Below are 21,857 nucleotides of genomic sequence, written 5' to 3'. Positions count from 1 at the left end.
CCTGCCGCCTTTCATGATCACCACGAAGTTCTTCGCGGGGTCCTTGATGAGGGCGATGTTGTCGAGCGGACTGTCGACCAGCAACCGTGCGGCCGCGTCGCGCGCGCGTCACTCTGCGGCTTCAAGATCGGCCGGTTTTTCGGCGCCGCCGAGCGGTGACACCGCAGGGCCATTCAGTGCGGTGCCATCCGGCGCGAACTGCGAGCCGTGACACGGGCAATCCCAGCATTGCTCCAGCGAATTCCAGTGCACAACGCAACCGAGATGAGTGCAACTTGCCGAATGCAAATGCAGATTTCCGCCCCGGTCCCGGCAAGCGGCGATCTTTTTCAGGCCGCTGCGGACAAGGCGCCCCTCTCCAGGCCGCAGCCGTTCGACGGTCGCAATCTCGCTCGCTGTAAGATATTCGGCAAGATTCTTCAGCGGAGTGATGTTCTCGCTGATGAACTCACCGATGTGCTTCTGAATCTTCCGTGACGGGGCGTAGACCTCCTCCCAGGCGCTCGCGCCCGTCGTGATCAGATCCGTAATCAACATGCCGGCCACAAGCCCATTGGTGATGCCCTGCCCGGAATCACCACTAACGATGAAGAGATGCTCCTCGCCGGGGCTGCGGCCAATGAAGCCGACAAAATCGATGGGCTCCAGCACCTGACCTGACCATCGATGAGTAACCTCGCGCAAGTCCGGCAAACGATCGCGCGCCCAGCGTTCGAGCGCGGCAAGGCGCTGCGCGCCGTCGTCCGCCTCGCCAGATTTATGATCTTCTCCGCCGATGATCACGAGATTCTCGCCGGCAGAGAGCGGCTGCAGCCGGACATAGTGATAGGGATCGAGTGTGTCCCAATAGAGCGCATCCTCCAGCGCGCCGGCCGGGATCTTGGCGGCGAGCGCGTAGGTGCGGTAAGGCGCTTGCTTGGTATGGATCGCCACCTGCACGTTGACAGGCGAGTTCGTCGCGACCACCACGTCGGCCGCACGCACCTCGTGGCCTGAGGTGGTCGTCACGACCATGTCGCCATGCTGCTGGCGGATGCCTTCGACACAGGTGTCGGCGTAGAGCCGCGCTCCCCGGTCCTGAAGCGCGCCCGCGAGACCGGCGAGATATTTGGTCGGATGCAGACGGGCCTGGCGCGCAAAGCGCAACGAACGCACCTGACCTTCGGCATGGAACGGGGTCGGCTCGATGCGGACTTCGACGGGAATCTCGAGCTTGCGGCAGCAATTCAGTTCCTCGTCGAGCTCGGATGCGGGCGTCTCGGGCGCAAGTACCCAGTAACCGTCCACCCGCCGAAAATTGCAATCGATGCGCTCGGCGCGCTGAATGGCCTCGGCGCGATCAATCGCGGCTGCAACGCTCTGATAGTAGTGACGCGCACAATCAGAGCCGCGCACCCTGACCAGTTCGTCGTAGCCGTCGTCGAGCGCCGTCGCCAGATGCGCGGTGGTGCGCGCCGTCATCCCGCTGCCAATGCGGCCGCGATCCAGCACCACGACCGAACGTCCACGACTGGCGAGCTCATAGGCGACCGACAGCCCGGCAATTCCGGAGCCAATGACCGCGACGTCTGTGGCCACCGTGCTCGATAGCGCCGGAGCATCGGCGACCAAAACATCCATCCAGGGCGATCGGGTGTGCTCGTCTCGTACGTTCATGACATTGTTCCTAGAGAGAACAAACGATGCGGCAGCTTGCAGGGTTCCTATTCACCCCGCCTGTTGAGGAGATGTCATTGAGGGCCGCAGCGACCTTTAGGAACCTTCATCGTGCTCGCGCTTGAACGGATATGAAAAGTCCATCGCCCGGGATGCGCAGGGCACTGCGCCAGGCTCAGCTGTACGGTCACCTGTTGGTCCGAAATGACAGGCTGTATTACCCTGGGGGAAACCACCCGATCTGCTCCGTGCAACTTGCGCGGGAGATGGTCAGGTCCGGATGGCTGATAGCGCGAGGCGGCGAATACGAGATTACACCTGACGGACAGTTCGCTGCCGAAACCGAACTTGGCGGTTGACGCAGATCTCAGCTCCGCCGCGGAGTTTCCTGACGGCTCGCGAGCCGCGCGTGTCAGGCGCCGAGCACGTCCGCAAGCCGCGTCTCGTCGGCGGCGGGATCTTTCAGGAACAGCTCGGCCTCGATCTCGGTCAGATGCGACAGCATCTGCGCGCGTGCGGCCGCCTTGTCGCGCTTGCGGATCGCGGCGACGATCCCGGCATGATGATCGGTGCCGCAGGCCGGCGTGTCGTGACGGCGGTAGAGCAGGATGATGAGCGAGGAGCGCGCGATCAGCTCTTTCAGGAACCCGAGATAGATGCTGTGGCCGGACATCTCGGCGACGAGGCGGTGAAACTCGCCGGAGAGCCGGACCGAGGCGCGGGCGTCGCCGCGCAATTCTGCCTCGCGCTCTTCTGCGAGATGGTGGCGGAGGCGATCGAGCCAGGCCGGCGAAACCGCTTCACAGGCGCGATCGACGATCGTGGGCTCGATCAGCCGCCGCGCCTCGAACACTTCGCGCGCGTCGGCGGGTGTGGGGCGTGCCACAAAGGCACCGCGGTTCTTTTCGATGCTGACGATCCCTTCGTGCACGAGCTGCTGCAGCGCGGTACGCACCAATGTGCGGCTCGCGCCATAGATCTCGCCGATCTCGTCCTCGCCGAGCTTCGTGCCAGGCAGGAGGCGATGCTCGAGGATCGCGGCGGTCACGCCCTCCCGGATCCGGCTGACGCGATCGCTCGCGTCCGGCGTGTCGGGCTTCGGTCGAGTCTTGGCGGCCATGGACGAGAGGCTCAATCGGCAAAGGTCACCGCAAATGGTAATCGACCAGCTGTATCCAATCACAGGCGAAACTTTATACAATCTTCGCCTGTTTTGTGTGCACGCAACTGCGAAAGCGACGAGCCGCTCAATTGCGCCGAATTCGATCTAACGATCTGACTCCGCTGCACTGTTTGAGAATTTGGCCGGCCATGGGCAATTGGCATGGACCTTGCGGAGAGAGGCGACGCATCGCCCTCGCCTCGGACACGCCATGGCCACTCCCGCCACCCTCGAACTGGTCGCCGTCACCAAGCGCTACGACACGACGCTGGCGGTCGACAACGTCAACCTGAAAATCCCCGCCGGTACCTATTGCTGCCTGCTCGGTCCCTCCGGCTGCGGCAAGACCTCGACCCTGCGCATGATCGCCGGCCACGAGGCGGTCAGCGAGGGCGACATCATCCTCGGCCCACAGAACGTCACCGATCTGCCTCCGGCTGAACGCGGCACGGCGATGATGTTCCAGTCCTATGCGCTGTTCCCGCACCTCACGGTGATCGACAACGTCGCCTTCGCACTGAAGATGCGCGGCATCGATCGCAAGACGCGACACCGGAAGGCCGGCGAGCTGCTCGAGCTGGTGGCGATGACCCCCTATGCCGCGCGGCTGCCGGCGCAGCTTTCCGGCGGCCAGCAGCAGCGCGTCGCGCTCGCCCGTGCGCTGATTACCGAGCCGCAGATCCTCCTGCTCGACGAGCCGCTGTCCGCGCTCGATCCGTTCCTGCGCGTCAGGATGCGCGGCGAGCTGAAGCGGCTCCAGCGCGAGCTTGGCATCAGCTTCATCCAGGTCACCCACGGCCAGGAAGAGGCGATGGCGCTCGCCGACCACATCGTGGTGATGAACCACGGCAAGATCGAGCAGCAGGGCTCGGCACGCGACATCTTTCACCATCCCCGCACCGAATTCGTGGCGCGTTTCATCGGCGGCCACAACGTGCTCAGCGATGCCGGCCAGCTCATTGCCGTGCGCGCCGATCAGCTCGGCATCTTGCCGTTTGTCGAAGGCGTGTACGGCGCGCCGGCGCTGCTGACCCAGACCGAGTACCAGGGCTCCTATATTGCCGTCTCGCTCACGCTCGACGACGGCACCGCCCTGTTCTCCCACCTTCCCGAGGCCGCCTTCGACGTCCACCCGTTCCGTCCGGGCGATCGCGTGCTGGCCACCTGGGATCCTGCCAAGGCGCAGCGCCTGCAATAGCGCCCGCCGTTTCTGAGAATGTGCAACAGAGGAGTGATCGATATGACCAAGACCACTGGGAAGACCGGCGTCAGCCGCCGTACGCTACTCAAGAGCACCGCGGGTCTCGCCGGCCTTGCCGCCGGCTCCGGCGCCATCACCGGCTTTCCCTATGTGATGTCGGCTGAGACGAAAGTGCTGCGCTATCTCGGCACGGCCGTGAACGAAGGCGACGAGATCTCGAAACAGTGCTTGAAGGACACCGGCATCAAGATCGAATACATCACCGCGACCACCGACGACGTCACCAAGCGCGTGATGACCCAGCCGAACTCCTTCGACGTGCTGGACACCGAATATTTCTCGCTGAAGAAGCTGGTGCCGTCCGGCAACATCCTTGCCCTCGACGCCAAGAAGATCAAGGAATTCGGCAACATCACGCCGGTCTTCACCAAGGGCGAGACGCCCGGCGGCAAGAAGATCGGCAACCAGGGCACCGCGCCCTGGAAGGTGCTCTATCTCGAGGGCAAGGACTCCAAGACCTTCTCCAAGACCGCGACCGAATTCGTTACGCTGATCCCGACCGTCTACAACGCCGACACGCTCGGCATCCGTCCCGACATCATCAAGCGCCCGATCAGCTCCTGGGCTGAACTGCTCAACCCTGAATTCAAGGGCAAGGCCTCGATCCTCAACATCCCTTCGATCGGCATCATGGACGCCGCGATGGTCGTGGAAGCCACCGGCAAGTACAAATATGCCGACAAGGGCAACATGACCAAGGAAGAGATCGATCTCACCATGAAGGTGATGACCGAGGCCAAGAAGGCCGGCCAGTTCCGCGCGTTCTGGAAGGACTTCAATGAGAGCGTCAACCTGATGGCCTCGGGCGAAACGGTGATCCAGTCGATGTGGTCGCCTGCGGTGACCAAGGTGCGCTCGATGGGGATTGCCTGCACCTTCCAGCCGCTCAAGGAAGGCTACCGCTCCTGGGCCTCGGGCTTCTGCGTCTCCAAGGGCGTGTCGGGCGCCAAGCTCGAATGGGCCTATGAATTCGTCAACTGGTTCCTGTCCGGCTATGCCGGCGCCTATCTCAACCGCCAGGGCTACTACTCCGCCGTGCTCTCCACCGCGAAGGCGCATATGGAGCCCTACGAATGGGCCTACTGGATGGAAGGCAAGCCGGCCGAGAAGGACATCAAGGCGCCCGACGGCTCGCTGTTGGAGAAGGCCGGTGCGGTGCGCGACGGCGGCTCCTACGAGGACCGCATGGGCGGCGTTGCCTGCTGGAACGCCGTGATGGACGAGAACGACTACATGGTCCGCAAGTGGAACGAGTTCATCGCCGCGTGATGGATACGTCGGAGGACATCCTGCAACAGGCATCCCCGGACCTCGTCCGGGGATCGGGCACGGCGCGCCGGACCAAACCGGCGCGCCTGTCGCCTTCCTTCGTCTCCTGGCTACAGGCCGGGCCGATGATGCTGGTGTTTCTCGCCTTCTTCCTGATTCCGCTGGTCTTCGTCGTCATCGTCTCGTTCTGGGATTACAACGAATACCAGTTGCTGCCGGCCTTCTCCGGCCGCGGCTACACCGACACGTTCGAAGGATGCATCGCGCAGCTCCCAGATCTCTGCACGATCGGGCGAACTTACGTAATGACGCTGAAGCTGTGCTTCCTGGTCTGGGCGATCACGCTGTTCGTCGGCTTCTGGGTCGCCTACTTCCTCGCCTTTCACGTCAAGTCCAAGACCTGGCAGATGGGACTGTCGCTGCTCTGCACGATCCCGTTCTGGACCTCCAACGTCATCCGCATGATCGCCTGGATCCCGCTGCTGGGACGCAACGGCCTGGTGAACTCCGGACTGGTCAAGACCGGGCTGATCAACCAACCGCTGGAATGGCTGCTGTTCTCCGAATTCTCCGTGGTGCTGGCGCTGGTGCACCTGTTCACCTTTTTCATGGTGGTGCCGATCTTCAACTCGATGGTGCGCATCGACAAAGCGCTGATCGAGGCGGCCTATGACGCCGGAGCGAGCGGCTCCCAGACGCTGGTCAACGTCGTCATTCCGCTGGCCAAGCCCGGCATCGTGATCGGCTCGATCTTCGTCATCACCATCGTGATGGGCGATTTCATCACCATCGGCGTGATGGGCGGCCAGCAGATCGCCGCCGCCGGCAAGATCATCGAGACGCGGGTGAACGCGCTGCAATTCCCGGCGGCCGCAGCAAATGCCGTGATCCTGCTCGCGATCACCTTCCTGATCATCACCATGATGTCGCGCATCGTCGACATCAGGAAGGAGCTCTAGACGATGACGGAGGGCCGCCCGCGCAGCTTCTATGTTCTCGCGATCTTCTTCGCGGCCTATGTGCTGTTCCTCTACGGGCCGATGATCGCAATCTACATCCTGTCGTTCCAGGGACCGCAGGGCGGCCTCACCTTTCCGATGAACGGAGTGTCGACCTACTGGCTGTCAAAACTGTTCCAGGGCACCGGCATCGTCGATCTCGGAGCCGCCTTCCGCCGCTCGCTGCTGCTCGGCCTTGTCGTAATGGCCGTCACCGTCGTGCTGTCGGTCGCCGCCGGCATGGCTTTCCGCAGGAAATTCAAGGCGCAGAGCATCCTGTTCTATTCGGCGATCGCGAGCCTCATCGTTCCCTCGATCATCACCTCGCTCGGTATCTCGCTCGAATTTCGCATCATCGACGACCTGATCAAGGGCTATTTCAACGAGAACTTCGAGACATCGATGGGCCTGCTGACCTCAGGGCTCGGCGCACATCTGACCTGGACGCTGCCATTCGGCTTGCTCATCATGTTTGCGATCTTCAACCGCTTCGATCCGCGCCTGGAGGAAGCCGCGCGCGATCTCGGTGCGACGCCGTGGCAGGCCTTCCGTCATGTCGTGTTGCCGATCATCCTGCCTTCCGTAATCGGCATCGGGCTGTTCGGCTTCACGCTGTCGTGGGACGAACTGGCGCGCTCCAGCCAGGCGATCGGAGCGGTGAATACATTGCCGCTCGACCTCCAGGGCCTCACCACCACCGTGACGAACCCGGACATCTATGCGCTGGGTACCGTGATCTCGGCGGTGTCGTTCGCGGTAATCACTCTGGCGCTCGGCACCATCCACATGCTGAACAAGCGGCAGGCGGCCAAGGGCTCGGACGCCGGCAAGGGACTTGTCTGAACCGATGCGACTTCACGTCGTCAACCCCAATACCACTGTGACGATGACGGCAAAGATCGCCGCTGCGGCGCGCGCGACCGCGCGGCCCGGCACCGCGATCGATGCGCGCCAGCCGACGATGGGCCCGGTCACGATCGAGGGCTTTTACGATGAGGCCTTTGCGGTTCCCGGCATGCTCGGCTGCATCCGCGAGGCCGACCGAGACGGCGCCGACGCCCACATCATCGCCTGCTTCGACGACACCGGCCTCGACGCGGCGCGCGCCGCCGCCAAGGCGCCGGTGATCGGCATCGGCGAAGCCGCCTTCCACATCGCGAGCCTGATCGCGGCGCGCTTTGCGGTGGTGACGACGCTCAGTGTCTCGATCGTGCCGATCGAGCACAATCTGAAGAAGTACGGCCTGGCCGAGCGCTGCGCCCGTGTGCGTGCCGCCGAGGTGCCGGTGCTGGCGCTCGAGGAGCGCAATGTCGAGGCGCTCGACAATATCTCTGCGGAGATCACCGCTGCAATCCGCGACGACCGTGCAGAGGCCATCGTACTCGGCTGCGCCGGCATGGCTGATCTTGCCGCCGAACTCGCAGACAAGCACGGCCTGCCCGTGGTCGACGGCGTCGCCGCCGCGGTGACGCTTGCGGAAGGACTGGTGCGGCTGGGGCTGAAGACGTCCCGCCTCGGCCCTTACGCAGCGCCGAGGGCAAAGACCTATGCCGGGTTGTTGTCGCCGTTCCAACCCTGAGCCGCGCCGATCAGGCTGCAACAAGATTGTTTTTCGGTCCTCGATCCGCGCAACCCAAGTTTCGCCCCAACCGTTGGTATGAGTAACGCCCACCGATTTTACGGGGGTTCCATGAAGAAGAACGATGTGACCTGTTCCGCCTGCGGTGCAGGCTTCCGCCGGCTCGAGTTGGCGACACAGCCGGGGACGAAGGGCGATTATCGATGTCCTGCTTGTGGCGAGGTGCTGGAGACATTCGACGGCAGCGCTCTTGTCGCCTATCGTCTCACGATCCAGCCCACGATGAAGGCCATTCGCCCCTAGTTATCGCGGCGAATTCCGGGGCTGTCACATCACGGTCCAAGCTGCGCGACGTGTGATCGCGGTGGCGCAGCCCTGCTCGCGCACATGCCGAATTCGGAACGAGCGCGATTTTGGCGAACCAGGCGCCAATCCCCGGATTTCCGGTCGCCGGGACGAGGCAGGCTACGCTTTTTCGGCCATCGGCCTCTTTTTGGTCCCATTCCTTGCCGAAACGTAACGTTTTCGAGACGTCCCGGCCGCCCTTGGGGATTGCCGGTCTTCGCCACTTTCCAAGTTTCAATTTGGGCTTTGTCAGCGATGATCGATCTCGCAGAGGATACGTCCTCCAATCCGTTCGCCCGTCTCGGTGCCCAGCCTATCGCGCTGACCGCCGCGGTCCTCCTGCTCCTGATCGCCGGCGTGACCTCGATCGCGATCTGGCGTGCCTACACCGGCAGCGCGCCGGAGAGCGATCGGGTGGCGGCGTCACGGCAGCTTCAGGCCCGCACCGCGCAGGCGTCCGAGCAGCTCGTCGAGAAAACCAAGGGGCTGGAGGCGACCCAGCAGGAATCGATCGATCAGCTCCAGGTCGTGCAGGACCAGCTCCAGGCGATGAAGCGGCTGCTCGCATTGCAGCAGGCCGACACCAAGCGCCTCTCGGAGCAGGTTGCAACCCTGAACGAGTCCATCGATGGCCTGCGGCAATCCTTTGCCAGCGCCCGGGCCACCGAGGCCGAGGCCCCCTCGGTTACCCGCAGGAAACCGGCGCGCCACCGCGTCCACGCGAGTGTGCGCAAGCAGAGCTAGTCGCGCGGCTGACCCGCGTCGCGTTTAATTTTTCGACTTGTGAACTGGATCACATTCACCCGCATAATTCCGAGCGATGCTCGGGTTCACCGGATGGCGTGAGCCGATTTCAATATCCGGGGCTGGCAAGGTCGTTGACGGTATACTGCGTCAACGGCCTTGTTTTTTGCTGGTACAGCCGGCGCTTCCGCCTCACTCGCAGACGTCGACGCGGCGGATTCGCCATCCCGAAGGTGTCATCACGCGCTTGCGCACGACGTAGCAGCCGCCATAACCACCATCGTAGCCGGTACCATAATAGTAGGGATCGCCGTAGTAGGGGGAGGCGTAGCCGTAATAACCATAGCCGCCGTAGTAGCCCGCCCCGGCAAGACCTGCACCAAGACCTGCGCCGAGCGCGACGCCGGGCCAGAAGCCGCCGCCATGCCAATGGCCATGCCCCCAGCCGCCGCCGCCCCAGCCGCCGTGGAAGCCACCACCATGTCCAAACCCTCGCGCCTGGGCCGCCTGCGGCGCCGACAGCCCGACCGCCGCCACGGCCAGTGCCGCCATGATCATCCTGCGTAACATCACTCGATCCTCCGCGTGGACACGCTCCACGCTCCAAAGCAAGATCAAGCTAATGTCACCCGGGCGTTCCTGACAGCCACCCTGTCTCACTTCCGCGCGAACGTCAGCAGCCGCGGCAGATGCTCTTCATCTTCTTGTCGAGCAGCCTGTTCTCTTCACTCACGGTCGCATCGGCGGACGCACCCGCGCCGCCGTCTGTGGTGGTCCCGCGCGCCGCGTTCGGGCCGGACGACTGCGCGGTGCCGAGGCTGTTGGTGCCGGGTGGCGGCGCCGGAGAATTGGCAACGCCGCCGCTCAATCCGGCGGAGCCGCCAGTGCTGCCAGTGCTGCCTGTGCTACCTGTGCTACCGGTGCCTTGGGCAAGCGATGCGACCGGCATTGCGACGATGCCGCAGATCACGATCAAGGCCTTGATTGAAACAGTTGCATGCGATGCGGCCATCGCAAATTCTCCCTTGGCAAAGTCTCCCTTACCGGTCAACGGCCGCGGCAAACACCGGTTCCGGAACAAATCCCGTCACATCCGCTTGAGAGCAAAGAGGCGGAAGGCAAAATCACGATGACCGATCGCGATCCCTTTGCAGAGGGCGAACGCGCCGCGAGCGAGAACATTCCGGCCGAAGCCAATCCGTACCAGGACGGCAGCGACGAGCATGCGCTGTGGGCCGCCGGTCACGAGAAGGTCGCCGGTGCGATTAAAGCGCGCAAGTCCGAGCGAAGCTGACGCTTCGCTTGCCATGGCGCAGCCGATCTATGCGGCCGCCACCATCGTCTCGGTTCGATCCTCGACCATGGTCACGAACATGTGGGACTCCTCGCCGGCGCCGCCGATCTGGACCCGGCGGGCGGAGATTACGCGTCGGCCCCGCTTGGGATTGTCGACGACATCGACGATCGGTTCGAGCTGCTGCTTCTGCGCGAGAAGTTGCCGGTCGCGCCGCTCGATCAATTCGGCCGTCTCCGGGGAGAACAATTCCCGCGCGGTCTTGCCGATGATCTCGCCGCTCGACATGCCGATCATCTTCTCGGCGGCCTTGTTGACGAAGACGTAGCGCAGATTGCGCGCATCCTTGGCGATGATGCCTTCCGCCACATTCTCGATGATGGTGGCGAGGAAACGCTCCATCCGCTCGAGGATGCGCTGACGCTGACGCTGTTCGGTGACGTCCTCCTGCACAGACACCCAGCCGCCGCCGTCCATCGGACGCTCGTAGATCTTGATGGTGCGGCCGTCATTCAAGCTGATCTCGTAGGCCGTCGGCTCGCGCCTGGCGATCCGGTCGAGAACACCCGAGACATATTTCGCGACATCGCCGCTGAACAGGCCGCTCTTGACCCGATGCTGGAGGATATCCTCGAGCGTCGATCCGGCCTGGATCGTCTCGGGCAGGTTGTAGATCTGCCGGTAGTTGGCGTTCATTGCGACCACGGCCGCCTTGCCGTCGAGCATGATCAGGCCCTGTGGCATGCTGTTGATCGCAGCCGAGAGCTGCCACTTCTTGGCCTGGTACTTGTCGTTGAACTTGTCCCGTTCGGTCCTGGCCGCGTCGCGCGCCTGCGCGGTGCCGAGCTCGAGCTCCTCGAGCTCGAAGATGCGCGCGACGGCATCGCGGAAGTTCTGCACAGCGCGCGCGAGGCGGCCGATTTCGTCATGACGGTACAGATGCGGCACTTCGCTCGTGACGTCGCCGGCGGCGATCCGATCGGTCGCCTGCGTGATCTCGGACAGCGCGCCGACCACCGAGCCGCGCATCACAACGACGTTCAGCGCCGCGAGCAGCAGCGCCGTAAGGCCGAGCGCGAACAGATAGGCCGCGGCGTAGCGGTTCTCGTTGGCGAGCTCGTCCGCCTCGCGGGCGCGCTGCCTGTAAATTCGCTCGAGGGTCTCGGTATTCTTACGGTATGGAACGCTTGTAGGTGCCGGGTGCACCGAGGCGTGCATGTCACCCGATCCGCTTCAGGCCCTTCTTGAAGCGCGGCCCGTTGGCGATATAGAACCTTGCCGCGCTCCCCATCTTCTGCACCTGGGTGTCGTCAAGCGTGCGGACCACGCGCGCGGGCGAGCCGATGATCAGCGAGCGCTCGGGAAATTCCTTGCCCTCCGTGATGACGGAGCCGGCGCCGACGATGCTGTTGCGGCCGATCCTGGCGCCGTTCATCACGATCGAGCCCATGCCGACGAGCGCGCCCTCCTCGATGGTGCAGCCGTGCAGAATGACGTTGTGGCCGACGGTGCAGTTCTGGCCGACGACCAGCGGAAAGCCGAGATCGGTGTGACAGGTCGAGCCGTCCTGCACGTTGGCGCCCTCGCCGATCTCGATCCACTCATTGTCGCCGCGCAGCACCGCGCCGAACCAGACGCTCGCGCCCGGCTTCAGGCGTACGCGGCCGATCACGGTCGCGGTCTCCGCGATGAAATAGTTGCCGTCGGCGGGAAGATCGGGCGCCTGCCCGTCGAGCTCGTAGATCGCCATGGGGGTCTCCTGTCACCTAACGCATGATCCGGAAAAGTGTGCAGCGGTTTTCCGGAAAGATCATGCGCACAAAGAGCAGAAGCGCGATCAACGATCGCGCTTTGGACCTGCATAGCGAAACGCGCCGCATCAGGCAAAGGGCCGCCTTGCCGGGCCTTCCGCGTCTGTCAGGTCAGAACGCCGGCTGCGCGCAGCGTCATCAGGAAGAAAGTGCCGCTCATCATGCTCCAGAAGCCGGCGATGACGGTCGCCATCATCACGAACTCGACGCGGCGGCTTTCCACCCGCATCCCGCGCAGCGTGTTGCGCATGATGATGAAGGGGGCGGCGAAGACCAGGAACGGCACTGCCGCAAAAGTCTTGGGGGCCACGCCCTCCTGCAACAGCCCGAAACCGGCGGGCCGCTGCGCCAAGGCCTGGTATCCGTTCACGAGGGCGCCCGCGAGCGCGAAACCGATGCAGATCGAGAAGAAAGTGTTGAAAGCTTCAGGTGTCATCGGAACGGTCCGCCCATACGCAACGCCGGCGTCTTCCTGTGACAAATAGTGCCGGTTAACGCTACATTATCCTTAAGCGAAGGTTAACGCCGCCTCCCCGCCAGCGCAGGGCCCTCTCCCGTTCCCAGCAGCCGGGAACCCTCCGCGAAACCGCCGCCGCGTGGCATATTTGCGCTGATTCGTCGGCCACCGGCCGACCTCCGGCTCAGTCGCGCAAGTTTCATGACGTTGTTTTCGGCAACTTCCCCTCCGTCCCGCAGCACGCGAACCCGGGCTCATTTGCTCCCGATCGCGCTCAGTGGCGGTTGCGCGGTGATTGCCATCGCGCTTGTCGCCTATCTGTTGTGGCCGACCTGGGGTGCCGGTGGCGGCGCCAACGCTCCGGACAAGCTGCCCGTGAGCATCGGCGGCACGCTGTTCAACCTGCCGGCGGCGGCGATCCGAATGAAGATCCAGCGGCACTCGGGGCCGCAGGAACGCATCGACCTCGACTTTCTTTATCCCTCGCTCGAGTCGCCGGGGGCACCGAAGCATGTCACCGTCGACAGCGTGGATACGACGCTGCAAGCGATCGACCGCATCTTCCTGTCGATCGCAGCGCATCACGATGCGCTGGCGCCGGAGCAGCGCGTCGGCACGATCTATCCGCGCTATCTCGACCAGGCCGCGACGATGCCCGAGGACGGGCTGACGATGCGAATGTTTCGCAGCGATACGCCCTATGCCGGCGAAGACCTCTATTCGGCTGCAAGCCCGGTACTGACCGCACGTTGCACGCGCGATGCGGCCACCCCGGGCATGTGCCTTTCCGAACGCCGCATCGGCGGCGCCGACCTCACCTTCCGCTTTCCGCGGAAGTGGTTGTCGCAATGGCGCGAGGTGACTGAAGCGATGGACAGGCTGGCGCTGCAGTTGCGCGGGCCGAGGGGCTGAGCGCGGCCCCGCCGCGGGATCGGCTGGAGCCTCCAAAAATAAAAACTCGAAAACAACCCCATGCACAGTAGCCAAGCATCGGCAGCATCGAGCATTTTCGTATTTTTCGAATAGCCGTTGATCCGTCGGGCAAAACAGGGGCATAATGGCATCATGGGAAGATTGGTTTGAATGGTGCGGTCATGCATCTTCCACCCGTAGTTTCTGGGATGGCCCCGCGGATGTGTGACTGATATCACTGATCGCCGGATAGCATTTTGGCCATTCTGCGAATACTCTGACGCTATTGCATTCGGGGGCTGGAATGCGGCTTCGGCTGTTTGTTTTATTGATTCTTGCGACTTGGCTCGGGACCAGCTCTGCGCTGGCCGAGAAGCGCGTCGCGCTCGTCATGGGCAACTCGGCCTACAAGAACGTGGCGAGGCTGGCGAACCCCGCGAACGATGCCGCGCTGGTCGGCGGCATGTTCAGGAAGGCCGGCTTCGATACGGTCGACGTGAAGCTCGACCTGAACGTGGTCGACATGCGCAAGGCGCTGCGCGAATTTGGCGGCAAGGCTCGCGAGGCAGATGTCGCGGTCATCTACTACGCCGGCCATGGCATCGAGCTTGACGGCACCAACTATCTGATCCCTACCGATGCCGCCTTGGAGACCGATACCGATGTTCTCGATGAGGCATTCCCACTCGACAGAGTGCTGTTTGCGATCGAGCCGGCCAAGCAACTGCGCCTCGTCATCCTGGACGCCTGTCGCGACAATCCGTTCGCCAAGACCATGAAGCGCACGGTTGCCGCCCGCGCCATCGGCCGCGGCCTTGCCAAGGTCGAGCCGACCAGCCCGAACACCATGATTGCCTTCGCGGCGAAAGCGGGCTCGACCGCCTCGGACGGCGACGCGAAGAACAGCCCGTTCGCCACGGCTCTCGTCGAACGTCTGCCGATGCCGGGCCTCGATCTGCGCAAGGCGTTCGGCTTCGTGCGCGACGATGTGCTCAAGACCACCGGCTACAAGCAGGAGCCGTATGTGTACGGCTCGCTCGGTGGCGATGACGTTTCGCTGGTGGCAGCGAAGCCGGTGGCGGCCGGGCCGCAGGCCAACCCCGACAGCGAAATCCGGCGCGACTATGAGCTGGCGCTCCAGCTTGGCACGCATGAAGGATGGGCGGCCTTCCTGAACCGCTTTCCCAGCGGTTTCTATGCCGACCTCGCTAAAGGCCAGTTGAACAAGATCGCCGCTGAAGAAACCCGCGCTGCCGCTGCGGACAAGGCCAGGCAAGCCGAGGACGAGAAGGCCCGGCTGGCACTCGACCGCACCAAGAAGGCCGAGCAGGAGAAAGCCGCTGCGGCCGCTAAGGCCGCTGAGAACGCCAAGGCAGCGGCGGAGAAGATCAAGCAGATCGAGGAGGCCAAGGCGGCCGCCGCCGAGCAGCGTCGGAAGGACGCCGAGGCCGCAGCGGCCAAGGCGCTGGCCGACAGGCAGGCCGCCGAGAAGGCGCTCGCCGACAAGACCGCGAGCGACAGGGCTGCCGCCGAATTGCAAGCCAAGCAGATCGCAGAGAAGCAGGCGGCAGAAAAGAAGGCGCTGGGTGATAGTGAGCAGAAAGTTGCAGCCATTGCCCCGACCTCATCACAGCCAACCTTGTCCCCCGCAGAGACGGCGAAGCTGGTTCAATCCGAGCTGCGCCGCGTCGGCTGTCTAGGCGCCGCGGCCGATGGTGACTGGAATGCGTCATCGCAACGCTCGCTGACGGTGTTCAACAAATATGCCGGGACGAAGTTCGACGCCAAGCTGGCGAGCTTCGACGCGCTCGACGCCATCAAGGCCAAGCCGGGCCGGGTCTGCCCGCTGGTGTGCGATCACGGCTTCAAGGCCGACGGCGATGCTTGCGTCAAGATCACATGCCGCGCCGGCTATCGCATCAATGACGACAATGAATGCGAAAAGGTGCAGGACAAGAAGCCGGTTGCGACCCGCGAAGACACTAAAAAGCGAGACGCGGAGCGGAAGCAAACCGAAGCGGCACCAGCGAAGCCCTCCGCGTCTGGGCAAATGGTTTGCAACGGTGCGGGCTGTCGTCCCGTCCGACCCGGCTGTCGCGTTGCACAAACACGTTGGTACAGCAGCACTCTTGTGAACAGCGAAGTCTGCAACTGACGACGAGCGCCAGGCGAGGAGGAAACCTGTACATGAATCGTGTTGGTGGCAGAACTCTCCGAATACTCTCGTCGTATTCTGATTTGAGGCTGAAATGAGCGCGCTTCGGCCAATTGCCTTATTGATATTTGCAGTCTGGTTAGGTTGCGGCTCCGCGCACGCCGAGAAGCGCGTCGCGCTCGTCATGGGCAACTCGGCCTACAAGAACGTGGCAAGGCTGGCGAACCCCGCGAACGATGCCGCACTGGTCGGCGGCATGTTCAGAAAGGCCGGCTTCGATACGGTCGACGTCAAGCTCGACCTGAACGTGGCCGAGATGCGCAAGGCGCTGCGCGAGTTTGGCGGCAAGGCCCGCGAGGCCGACGTTGCGGTGGTCTACTATGCCGGTCACGGCATTGAGCTCGACGGGACCAATTACCTGATCCCCACCGACGCGACGCTCGAGACCGACAGCGACGTCCTCGACGAAACGCTGCCGCTGGACCGGGCCCTGTTCGCCGTCGAACCCGCCAAGCAGCTCCGGCTCGTCATTCTGGACGCCTGTCGCGACAATCCCTTTGCCAAGACCATGAAGCGGACGATTGCCGCCCGTGCCATCGGCCGCGGCCTTGCCAAGGTCGAGCCGACCAGCCCGAACACCATGATTGCCTTCGCGGCGAAGGCGGGCTCGACGGCCTCGGATGGCGACGCGAAGAACAGCCCGTTTGCCACGGCTCTGGTCGAACGTCTGCCGATGCCGGGCCTCGATCTGCGCAAGGCGTTCGGCTTCGTGCGCGACGATGTGCTCAAGACCACCGGCTACAAGCAGGAGCCGTATGTGTACGGCTCGCTCGGTGGCGATGACGTTTCGCTGGTGGCAGCGAAGCCGGTGGCGGCCGGGCCGCAGGCCAACCCCGACAGCGAAATCCGGCGCGACTACGAGCTGGCGCTCCAGCTTGGTACGCGCGACGGATGGACAGCCTTTCTCAACCGCTTTCCCAGCGGCTTCTATAGCGATCTCGCCAAGGGGCAATTGAACAAGATCGCCGCTGAAGAAACCCGCGCTGCCGCTGCGGAAAAGGCCAGGCAAGCCGAGGACGAGAAGGCCCGGCTGGCAATCGACCGGGCCAAGAAGGCCGAGCAGGAAAAGGCGGCTGCCGCCGCCAAAACAGCCGAGGACGCTCGTGTCGCGGCGGAGAAAGCCAAGCAGATCGAGGAGGCCAAGGCGGCCGCCGCCGAGCAGCGCCGGAAGGAAGCCGAGGCCGCGGCGGCCAGGGCGCTGGCCGACAAGCAGACCGCCGAGAAGGCGCTTGCCGACAGGCTGGCAAATGACACCAAGCAGATCGCCGAACAGCGGACTACAGAGAAGCAGCAGGTTACCGACACCGCGCAGAAGGTTGCGGCTGTCACACCAACCTCATCGCAGTCGAGTCTGTCGGCGCAAGAGACTGCGAAGCTGGTTCAGTCCGAGCTGCGCCGCGTCGGCTGTCTGGTCACCGCGGCCGATGGCGACTGGAATGCGTCGTCGCAGCGCTCGCTGACGCTGTTCAACAAATATGCCGGGACGAAGTTCGACGCCAAGCTCGCGAGCTTCGACGCGCTCGATGCCATCAAGGCCAAGCCGGGCCGGGTCTGTCCGCTGGTCTGCGATCACGGCTTCAAGGCCGATGGCGACGCGTGCGTGAAGATCGCCTGCCGCACCGGCTATCGCGTCAATGACGACAATGAATGCGAAAAGGTTCAGGACAAGAAGCCGGTCGCGACCCGCGAGGATACCAAGAAGCGGGACGCAGATCGGAAGCAGATCGAAGCTGTACCCGCAAAGCCGCAGGCGTCTGGTCAAATTCTTTGCAACAATGGAGGCTGTCGGCCGGTCAAGTCAGGCTGTCGCATTGTTAACCCGAAGAATGGAAACATGGGAGGATCTCAAACGGAAGTGTGCGACTGAGCCGCGACCGAGACGCAAGCATTCCATTGCAGGCCAGATACGTAAGGCGCCAATGCGGCGACCGACTGTTGAAGGGATCTCTTGATAGGCTCGCCGTTTCATGACAGGTGCGGTGATCAATGAACGACGCGGCAGCAAATCTGCCACCGGGCGCCGAATTGCTGGGACGCGAATGGCTCGGCTTGGACGAGGGCGGGCGTGCCCTGATCCGTTTCCAGGCTCAGCCCGCATTCACCAACAGGCATGGGACGATCCAAGGTGGATTCCTGGCAGCCATGCTGGACTCCGCCACCGGGATGTACGCGCTGGCCGCGCTGTCGCCCGACCTGACGGTGGTCACAAAGAGCCTGAATACACGCTTCCTGAAGCCCGCGACGGTTGGGCCGATCACGGCGCAAGTGCGCGTCATCGAGCGGACGGAGCGCGACATGATTGTGCAAGCGGAGCTCATCGATACGGAGGGGCGCATCGTCGCTGATGCCACGGCCCGCCTGCGCATTCTTGCAAGAGATAGAGTTATGCAGCCGCGACGCTGATGCTCGTCATTGCGAGCAAAGCAAAGCAATCCAGAATCCCTCCGTAGAAAGATTTCTGGATTGCTTCGCTTTGCTCGCAATGACGGCTGGCGAACTATTCCTGATCGACGAGATCGTCCTCGAGGATCGCCATCTGGAACTGGAACGAGCGATCGTCGTCCTCGTCGTCGACGAACAGCACGCCGATAAACTCCTCGCCGATATAGACCTCGGCGGAATCATCCTTCTTCGGCCGCGGCACGACGCGGATCTTGGGATTGCCGAATACGCGCTTCAAATACGCGTCGAGCTTCCTTACTTCCTTGACGTCCACGGCAGTCTCCAATCCAAATCTGGGTTGGCGGGGTTTTAGGACGAGACGCGACGAACCGCCAGCATCAATTGCCAAAGAATTTGGGGACGAGAAAGGGCCGGAAAAATCAGGCCCTCTTCAAGCTCAAAGCCCCACCTCAAAGTCCGATCTCAGAGTCCCGTCTCAAAGTCCCATGGCGTTGATCATCTGATCCATGGTGCGCGAGGGCTCGGCGCAGCCGGCTTCGCCGACGATCTTGGCGGGCACGCCCGCGACGGTGACGTTGTGCGGCACCGGCTTCACCACGACCGAGCCGGCGGCGATGCGCGCGCAATGGCCGATCTCGATATTGCCGAGGATCTTTGCGCCTGCACCGATCAAGACGCCATGGCGGATCTTGGGATGACGGTCCTCGTTCTCCTTGCCGGTGCCGCCGAGCGTGACGCCGTGCAGGATCGAGACGTCGTCCTCGATGACAGCCGTCTCGCCGCAGACGAAACCGGTGGCATGGTCGAGGAAGATGCCGCGGCCGATGCGCGCGGCGGGATTGATGTCGGTCTGGAACACCGCAGAGGCGCGGCTCTGGAGATAGTACGCGAAATCCTTGCGGCCCTTCAGATAGAGCCAGTGCGCCAAACGATGGGTCTGGATGGCGTGAAAGCCCTTGAAGTAGAGCAAGGGATCGATGAAGCGCGAGGTCGCGGGATCGCGGTCGTAGACGGCGACGAGATCGGCGCGGAAGGCGTTGCCGAGGTCCGGTTCGTCGCGCAGCGCCTCGTCATAGGTCTGGCGCACGAGATCGCCCGACAGCGCGGCGTGATCGAGCCGGTCGGCAAGACGGTGGATCACCGAATCTTCCAGGCGGCTGTGATGCAGCACCGTCGAATAGATGAAGGTCGCAAGCTCCGGCTCGCGATGGACGATATCCTCCGCTTCGCCCCGGACCCGCTCCCAGATCGGGTCGAGCGATGCGAGCTTTCCTCCCGGATTGACCTGATGCACTGCCATGGAAACTGCTCTTTCGAATTGGCCCGTTTTGCTGGCTCTATAGCACAGCTTAGGCGACAAAGTCCTGACCGGCTTGCCTGAGAGTGAACAGCACCTTGCCTCGCGAAAGCCTGCCAAGGCGTTGAATCACAACACTTTCCCCTGACGCCCAAGGCGGCAGGGTCGGCTCAAAGTGGTCAGAGTTCTGCCAAATTCAAGCCGGGCGGCGTCAAACTATTGGTGAATTCCGTCCCGACCCTTATTGCAGTCATGGTCCGAACGACGATGGAGCGGTTTTGAGCACCACCACCGAAAGTTTGCGCGCGCGCGCCGCGGGCTCGTTCTGGCTGCGGCTGGCCGCGCTGGCCCTGCCCCTCTTCATGCTCGCGCCGGCGTTCTGGAATGGCTATCCCCTGCTTCAATGGGACACCGGCGGCTATCTGGCGCGCTGGTACGAGGGCTATCTCGTCCCCAGCCGCTCCACCGTGTTCGGCCTCTATCTGCACTATGGCGAAAGCTTCGGCTTCTGGATCAACCTCGCCGTCCAGTCGCTGGCGACGCTGTGGCTGCTGCAGCTCACCTTGCGCGTGCTCGACCTGATGCAGACCTTCCGCTTCGTCGCCATCAGCCTGCTCCTGATCCTGTCGACCGCCCTGCCCTGGCTTACCAGCATGCTGCTCACCGACATCTTTGCAGGGCTGTCGGTGCTGTCGCTGTTCCTCCTGGTCATCGGGGGACATCGAATCTCGACACGCGAAAAGGTCGCGCTGTTCGTCTTCACCGCCTTTGCCGCCGCAACCCACAGCGCCACGCTCGGCGTGCTGCTCGGCCTCTGCGCCGCAGGCTGGATGGCGCGGGCGCTGGTGGGACGCCGGCTGCCGCTGTGGGGGTTGGCGCAGGCGAGCCTGTCCATCGTCGCGGGCAGCCTGATGCTGGTGTCGGCGAACCATGCACTCTCGGGCAAATGGGCCTGGACGCCCGGCGGCTACGGCGTCGCCTTTGGCCGCATGATGCAGGACGGCATCGTCGCGCGCTACCTTGGCGACCACTGTCCGCGCGAGCGATTCAAGCTCTGTCCCTATCGCAATGAACTGCCGGCGACCGCAGACGAGTTCCTGTGGGGCAAGAGCATGTTCAACACGCTCGGCCGTTTCGAAGGCATGAACGACGAGATGGGCTACATCGTCGTGCATTCGCTCGCCGACTATCCGGCCTGGCAGGCTGGCGCGGCGCTGCGGGCGATAGGCCAGCAATTGCTGCACGTCGCGACCGGCGAAGGCACCAGCGGCTGGATCCCGCACACCTACGGCATCATCGAGCGCTACATCCCGGCGCAGGTGGCGCCGATGCGTGCGGCGCGACAGCAGCACTGGGCCGTCAATTTCGACACCATCAACTGGCTGCACGTTCCGGCGGCGCTGGTCTCGATGCTGGCGCTCGTCGCGCTGCTCGCGCATTCGCTGGCGAAGCGCAGGCTCGACGATCTGACGCTGCTGGCGGCGACCGTCACCTTGGCCCTGCTCGGCAATGCTTTCATCTGCGCCGTCATCTCCGGTCCGCACGACCGCTACGGCGCGCGGATGGCGTGGCTTGCGACCTTCGTGGTGCTGACGGCGCTGACACGTCGTTTAGGCGACGACGAGCCGGCGGACGACATCTCAGCCGCGGCGTGACAGGAAATCGAGCACGCCGGTCTTGTAGACCTTGTCGCCGACGGCACGCATGTGGTCGCGGTTGGGGATCTCAAGCACTTCCGAGCCGGGGATGAGTGCGCCGAGTGCGCTGGCGGAGCCTGCGACGTCGTCAGTGCTGCCGACCGCGATCAGCACGGGCACGTCGATACCCGCGGCTTCGTCCGTTGTCATGAGGTCGCGCGTGCCGCGCAGGCAGGCGACGAGCGCACGGCGGTCGGAACGGGTCTGATCGGCGAAGGCGCGAAAGGTGCGGCCCATGGGATCGGTGACGTCATCGAGCGAGGGTGCTTCCAGCGCCTTCGCCACGTTCTCTCCCGGCCCGGTCCCATCGATCAGGCCGCCGATGCCGATGCCGCCGAGGATCGCCGAGCGTAGGCGCTGCGGCTCGTTGAGCCCGAGCCACGCGGTCATCCGCCCGCCCATCGAATAGCCCATGATGTCGGCCTGCGGGATCGCGAGATGATCCATCAGCGCAAGCACGTCGCCGGCCATGGTCGGAATCGAATAGTGTACGGGCTCGTAGAGCTTTGCGCTTTCGCCATGGCCACGATTGTCCAGCGCGATGACGCGGCGTCCGTTCTTGCGCAGCTCGGAGACCCAGGTCGGATAGACCCAGTTCACGTTCTTGCTGGAGGCAAAGCCGTGCACCAGGATGATGGGATCGCCCTCGCCCTCGTCGAGATAGGCAATTTCAACGGCGCCGTTGTGAAAGCTCGGCATCACTTGTTCCGCGGTCTTGAGGGGAAGGTTGTGGTTATTGTTTGAGCATGATCTTTTC

The 21,857-nt window shown here is 63.6% G+C and carries 23 protein-coding genes; 13 read left to right on the top strand and 10 right to left on the bottom strand.

Translation table 11 applies throughout. From position 1 onward, the window contains the following. Positions 1-108: 108 nt before the first annotated feature. Positions 109-1,656: an FAD-dependent oxidoreductase gene (locus GWG65_RS06590; RefSeq protein WP_275194595.1), complete on the bottom strand. Its 1,548-nt coding sequence runs from the start codon at positions 1,654-1,656 to the stop codon at positions 109-111. A 412-nt stretch (positions 1,657-2,068) separates the two neighbouring features. Continuing rightward, on the bottom strand, positions 2,069-2,776 hold the full coding sequence (locus GWG65_RS06585; RefSeq protein ID WP_275194594.1) for a GntR family transcriptional regulator: 708 nt from the start codon (positions 2,774-2,776) through the stop codon (positions 2,069-2,071). A 253-nt stretch (positions 2,777-3,029) separates the two neighbouring features. Here GWG65_RS06585 and GWG65_RS06580 point away from each other — a divergent pair, with 253 nt between their 5' ends. The 7 genes from GWG65_RS06580 (at position 3,030) to GWG65_RS06550 (ending at position 9,014) form a co-directional block, all read left to right on the top strand. Then, positions 3,030-4,016 (top strand): ABC transporter ATP-binding protein, encoded by a 987-nt coding sequence (locus GWG65_RS06580; RefSeq protein WP_275194593.1) that lies wholly within the window; start codon positions 3,030-3,032, stop codon positions 4,014-4,016. A gap of 42 nt (positions 4,017-4,058) precedes the next feature. Further along, positions 4,059-5,348 carry a PotD/PotF family extracellular solute-binding protein gene (locus tag GWG65_RS06575; RefSeq protein ID WP_275194592.1) on the top strand — a complete coding sequence of 430 codons (1,290 nt, stop codon included), beginning with the start codon at positions 4,059-4,061 and terminating at the stop codon, positions 5,346-5,348. After that, entirely contained in the window at positions 5,348-6,307 is a 960-nt protein-coding gene (locus tag GWG65_RS06570) for an ABC transporter permease (protein WP_275194779.1), read from the top strand. Before GWG65_RS06575 ends, GWG65_RS06570 begins: the two co-directional genes overlap by 1 nt. A gap of 3 nt (positions 6,308-6,310) precedes the next feature. Further along, on the top strand, positions 6,311-7,189 hold the full coding sequence (locus GWG65_RS06565) for an ABC transporter permease (protein WP_275194591.1): 879 nt from the start codon (positions 6,311-6,313) through the stop codon (positions 7,187-7,189). Between the two features lie 4 nt (positions 7,190-7,193). After that, positions 7,194-7,925: an aspartate/glutamate racemase family protein gene (locus GWG65_RS06560; protein ID WP_275194778.1), complete on the top strand. Its 732-nt coding sequence runs from the start codon at positions 7,194-7,196 to the stop codon at positions 7,923-7,925. 111 nt (positions 7,926-8,036) lie between these two features. After that, on the top strand, positions 8,037-8,228 hold the full coding sequence (locus tag GWG65_RS06555; RefSeq protein WP_275194590.1) for a hypothetical protein: 192 nt from the start codon (positions 8,037-8,039) through the stop codon (positions 8,226-8,228). A gap of 297 nt (positions 8,229-8,525) precedes the next feature. After that, complete coding sequence (locus GWG65_RS06550; RefSeq protein ID WP_275194589.1) at positions 8,526-9,014, top strand: hypothetical protein; 489 nt, start codon at positions 8,526-8,528, stop codon at positions 9,012-9,014. Between the two features lie 192 nt (positions 9,015-9,206). Here GWG65_RS06550 and GWG65_RS06545 read toward each other — a convergent pair whose 3' ends face one another. Together GWG65_RS06545 and GWG65_RS06540 are read right to left on the bottom strand one after the other, a co-directional pair. Further along, on the bottom strand, positions 9,207-9,584 hold the full coding sequence (locus GWG65_RS06545) for a hypothetical protein (protein ID WP_275194588.1): 378 nt from the start codon (positions 9,582-9,584) through the stop codon (positions 9,207-9,209). A gap of 103 nt (positions 9,585-9,687) precedes the next feature. After that, the gene (locus tag GWG65_RS06540) at positions 9,688-10,026 is read right to left on the bottom strand and encodes a hypothetical protein (protein ID WP_275194587.1); all 339 of its coding nucleotides are present in this window, start codon (positions 10,024-10,026) and stop codon (positions 9,688-9,690) included. A 117-nt stretch (positions 10,027-10,143) separates the two neighbouring features. On the opposite strand from GWG65_RS06540, the gene GWG65_RS06535 reads away from it, so the two are divergent. Further along, entirely contained in the window at positions 10,144-10,308 is a 165-nt protein-coding gene (locus tag GWG65_RS06535) for a hypothetical protein (RefSeq protein WP_247390869.1), read from the top strand. Between the two features lie 27 nt (positions 10,309-10,335). Here the strand turns inward: GWG65_RS06535 and GWG65_RS06530 are convergent, their stop codons facing one another. From GWG65_RS06530 to GWG65_RS06520, 3 genes are all read right to left on the bottom strand, one after another. After that, entirely contained in the window at positions 10,336-11,526 is a 1,191-nt protein-coding gene (locus GWG65_RS06530) for a PAS-domain containing protein (RefSeq protein ID WP_275194586.1), read from the bottom strand. A gap of 1 nt (position 11,527) precedes the next feature. Next, on the bottom strand, positions 11,528-12,058 hold the full coding sequence (locus GWG65_RS06525; RefSeq protein ID WP_275194585.1) for a gamma carbonic anhydrase family protein: 531 nt from the start codon (positions 12,056-12,058) through the stop codon (positions 11,528-11,530). A gap of 167 nt (positions 12,059-12,225) precedes the next feature. Then, positions 12,226-12,555 (bottom strand): hypothetical protein, encoded by a 330-nt coding sequence (locus GWG65_RS06520; RefSeq protein ID WP_247390871.1) that lies wholly within the window; start codon positions 12,553-12,555, stop codon positions 12,226-12,228. 222 nt (positions 12,556-12,777) lie between these two features. Here GWG65_RS06520 and GWG65_RS06515 point away from each other — a divergent pair, with 222 nt between their 5' ends. From GWG65_RS06515 to GWG65_RS06500, 4 genes are all read left to right on the top strand, one after another. Further along, complete coding sequence (locus tag GWG65_RS06515; protein ID WP_275194584.1) at positions 12,778-13,488, top strand: hypothetical protein; 711 nt, start codon at positions 12,778-12,780, stop codon at positions 13,486-13,488. A gap of 304 nt (positions 13,489-13,792) precedes the next feature. Beyond that, a complete protein-coding gene (locus GWG65_RS06510; protein ID WP_275194583.1) occupies positions 13,793-15,643 on the top strand; it encodes a caspase family protein in 1,851 nt (616 codons plus the stop codon). A 94-nt stretch (positions 15,644-15,737) separates the two neighbouring features. Next, entirely contained in the window at positions 15,738-17,570 is a 1,833-nt protein-coding gene (locus GWG65_RS06505; RefSeq protein WP_275194582.1) for a caspase family protein, read from the top strand. 119 nt (positions 17,571-17,689) lie between these two features. Then, positions 17,690-18,106, top strand: coding sequence for a PaaI family thioesterase (locus GWG65_RS06500; RefSeq protein ID WP_275194581.1), 417 nt, complete (start codon positions 17,690-17,692; stop codon positions 18,104-18,106). 94 nt (positions 18,107-18,200) lie between these two features. Here the strand turns inward: GWG65_RS06500 and GWG65_RS06495 are convergent, their stop codons facing one another. Further along, entirely contained in the window at positions 18,201-18,419 is a 219-nt protein-coding gene (locus GWG65_RS06495; protein WP_007602550.1) for a DUF3126 family protein, read from the bottom strand. A 162-nt stretch (positions 18,420-18,581) separates the two neighbouring features. Further along, positions 18,582-19,406, bottom strand: coding sequence for a serine O-acetyltransferase (cysE, locus tag GWG65_RS06490; RefSeq protein WP_275194580.1), 825 nt, complete (start codon positions 19,404-19,406; stop codon positions 18,582-18,584). Positions 19,407-19,681: 275 nt separating this feature from the next. On the opposite strand from cysE, the gene GWG65_RS06485 reads away from it, so the two are divergent. Further along, entirely contained in the window at positions 19,682-21,058 is a 1,377-nt protein-coding gene (locus tag GWG65_RS06485; RefSeq protein ID WP_275194579.1) for a hypothetical protein, read from the top strand. Here GWG65_RS06485 and GWG65_RS06480 read toward each other — a convergent pair. Then, positions 21,044-21,799, bottom strand: a complete 756-nt coding sequence (locus GWG65_RS06480; protein ID WP_275194578.1) for an alpha/beta hydrolase — start codon at positions 21,797-21,799, stop codon at positions 21,044-21,046. The genes GWG65_RS06485 and GWG65_RS06480 overlap by 15 nt on opposite strands. Positions 21,800-21,857: the final 58 nt, after the last annotated feature.

It is taken from the genome of Bradyrhizobium sp. CSA207, from assembly GCF_029051685.1.
GTDB lineage: Bacteria > Pseudomonadota > Alphaproteobacteria > Rhizobiales > Xanthobacteraceae > Bradyrhizobium.
The sequence above is the reverse complement of the archived record's forward strand: the minus strand, read 5'-3'. Positions and strand labels throughout refer to the sequence as shown.

Excerpts from the sequence above, each read along its gene's own strand:
- GWG65_RS06590 (WP_275194595.1), bottom strand. The coding sequence starts at position 1,656 with ATGAACGTACGAGACGAGCACACCCGATCGCCCTGGATGGATGTTTTG.
- GWG65_RS06585 (WP_275194594.1), bottom strand. The coding sequence starts at position 2,776 with ATGGCCGCCAAGACTCGACCGAAGCCCGACACGCCGGACGCGAGCGAT.
- GWG65_RS06580 (WP_275194593.1), top strand. The coding sequence starts at position 3,030 with ATGGCCACTCCCGCCACCCTCGAACTGGTCGCCGTCACCAAGCGCTAC.
- GWG65_RS06575 (WP_275194592.1), top strand. The coding sequence starts at position 4,059 with ATGACCAAGACCACTGGGAAGACCGGCGTCAGCCGCCGTACGCTACTC.
- GWG65_RS06570 (WP_275194779.1), top strand. The coding sequence starts at position 5,348 with ATGGATACGTCGGAGGACATCCTGCAACAGGCATCCCCGGACCTCGTC.
- GWG65_RS06565 (WP_275194591.1), top strand. The coding sequence starts at position 6,311 with ATGACGGAGGGCCGCCCGCGCAGCTTCTATGTTCTCGCGATCTTCTTC.
- GWG65_RS06560 (WP_275194778.1), top strand. The coding sequence starts at position 7,194 with ATGCGACTTCACGTCGTCAACCCCAATACCACTGTGACGATGACGGCA.
- GWG65_RS06555 (WP_275194590.1), top strand. The coding sequence starts at position 8,037 with ATGAAGAAGAACGATGTGACCTGTTCCGCCTGCGGTGCAGGCTTCCGC.
- GWG65_RS06550 (WP_275194589.1), top strand. The coding sequence starts at position 8,526 with ATGATCGATCTCGCAGAGGATACGTCCTCCAATCCGTTCGCCCGTCTC.
- GWG65_RS06545 (WP_275194588.1), bottom strand. The coding sequence starts at position 9,584 with ATGTTACGCAGGATGATCATGGCGGCACTGGCCGTGGCGGCGGTCGGG.
- GWG65_RS06540 (WP_275194587.1), bottom strand. The coding sequence starts at position 10,026 with ATGGCCGCATCGCATGCAACTGTTTCAATCAAGGCCTTGATCGTGATC.
- GWG65_RS06535 (WP_247390869.1), top strand. The coding sequence starts at position 10,144 with ATGACCGATCGCGATCCCTTTGCAGAGGGCGAACGCGCCGCGAGCGAG.
- GWG65_RS06530 (WP_275194586.1), bottom strand. The coding sequence starts at position 11,526 with ATGCACGCCTCGGTGCACCCGGCACCTACAAGCGTTCCATACCGTAAG.
- GWG65_RS06525 (WP_275194585.1), bottom strand. The coding sequence starts at position 12,058 with ATGGCGATCTACGAGCTCGACGGGCAGGCGCCCGATCTTCCCGCCGAC.
- GWG65_RS06520 (WP_247390871.1), bottom strand. The coding sequence starts at position 12,555 with ATGACACCTGAAGCTTTCAACACTTTCTTCTCGATCTGCATCGGTTTC.
- GWG65_RS06515 (WP_275194584.1), top strand. The coding sequence starts at position 12,778 with ATGACGTTGTTTTCGGCAACTTCCCCTCCGTCCCGCAGCACGCGAACC.
- GWG65_RS06510 (WP_275194583.1), top strand. The coding sequence starts at position 13,793 with ATGCGGCTTCGGCTGTTTGTTTTATTGATTCTTGCGACTTGGCTCGGG.
- GWG65_RS06505 (WP_275194582.1), top strand. The coding sequence starts at position 15,738 with ATGAGCGCGCTTCGGCCAATTGCCTTATTGATATTTGCAGTCTGGTTA.
- GWG65_RS06500 (WP_275194581.1), top strand. The coding sequence starts at position 17,690 with ATGAACGACGCGGCAGCAAATCTGCCACCGGGCGCCGAATTGCTGGGA.
- cysE (WP_275194580.1), bottom strand. The coding sequence starts at position 19,406 with ATGGCAGTGCATCAGGTCAATCCGGGAGGAAAGCTCGCATCGCTCGAC.
- GWG65_RS06480 (WP_275194578.1), bottom strand. The coding sequence starts at position 21,799 with ATGCCGAGCTTTCACAACGGCGCCGTTGAAATTGCCTATCTCGACGAG.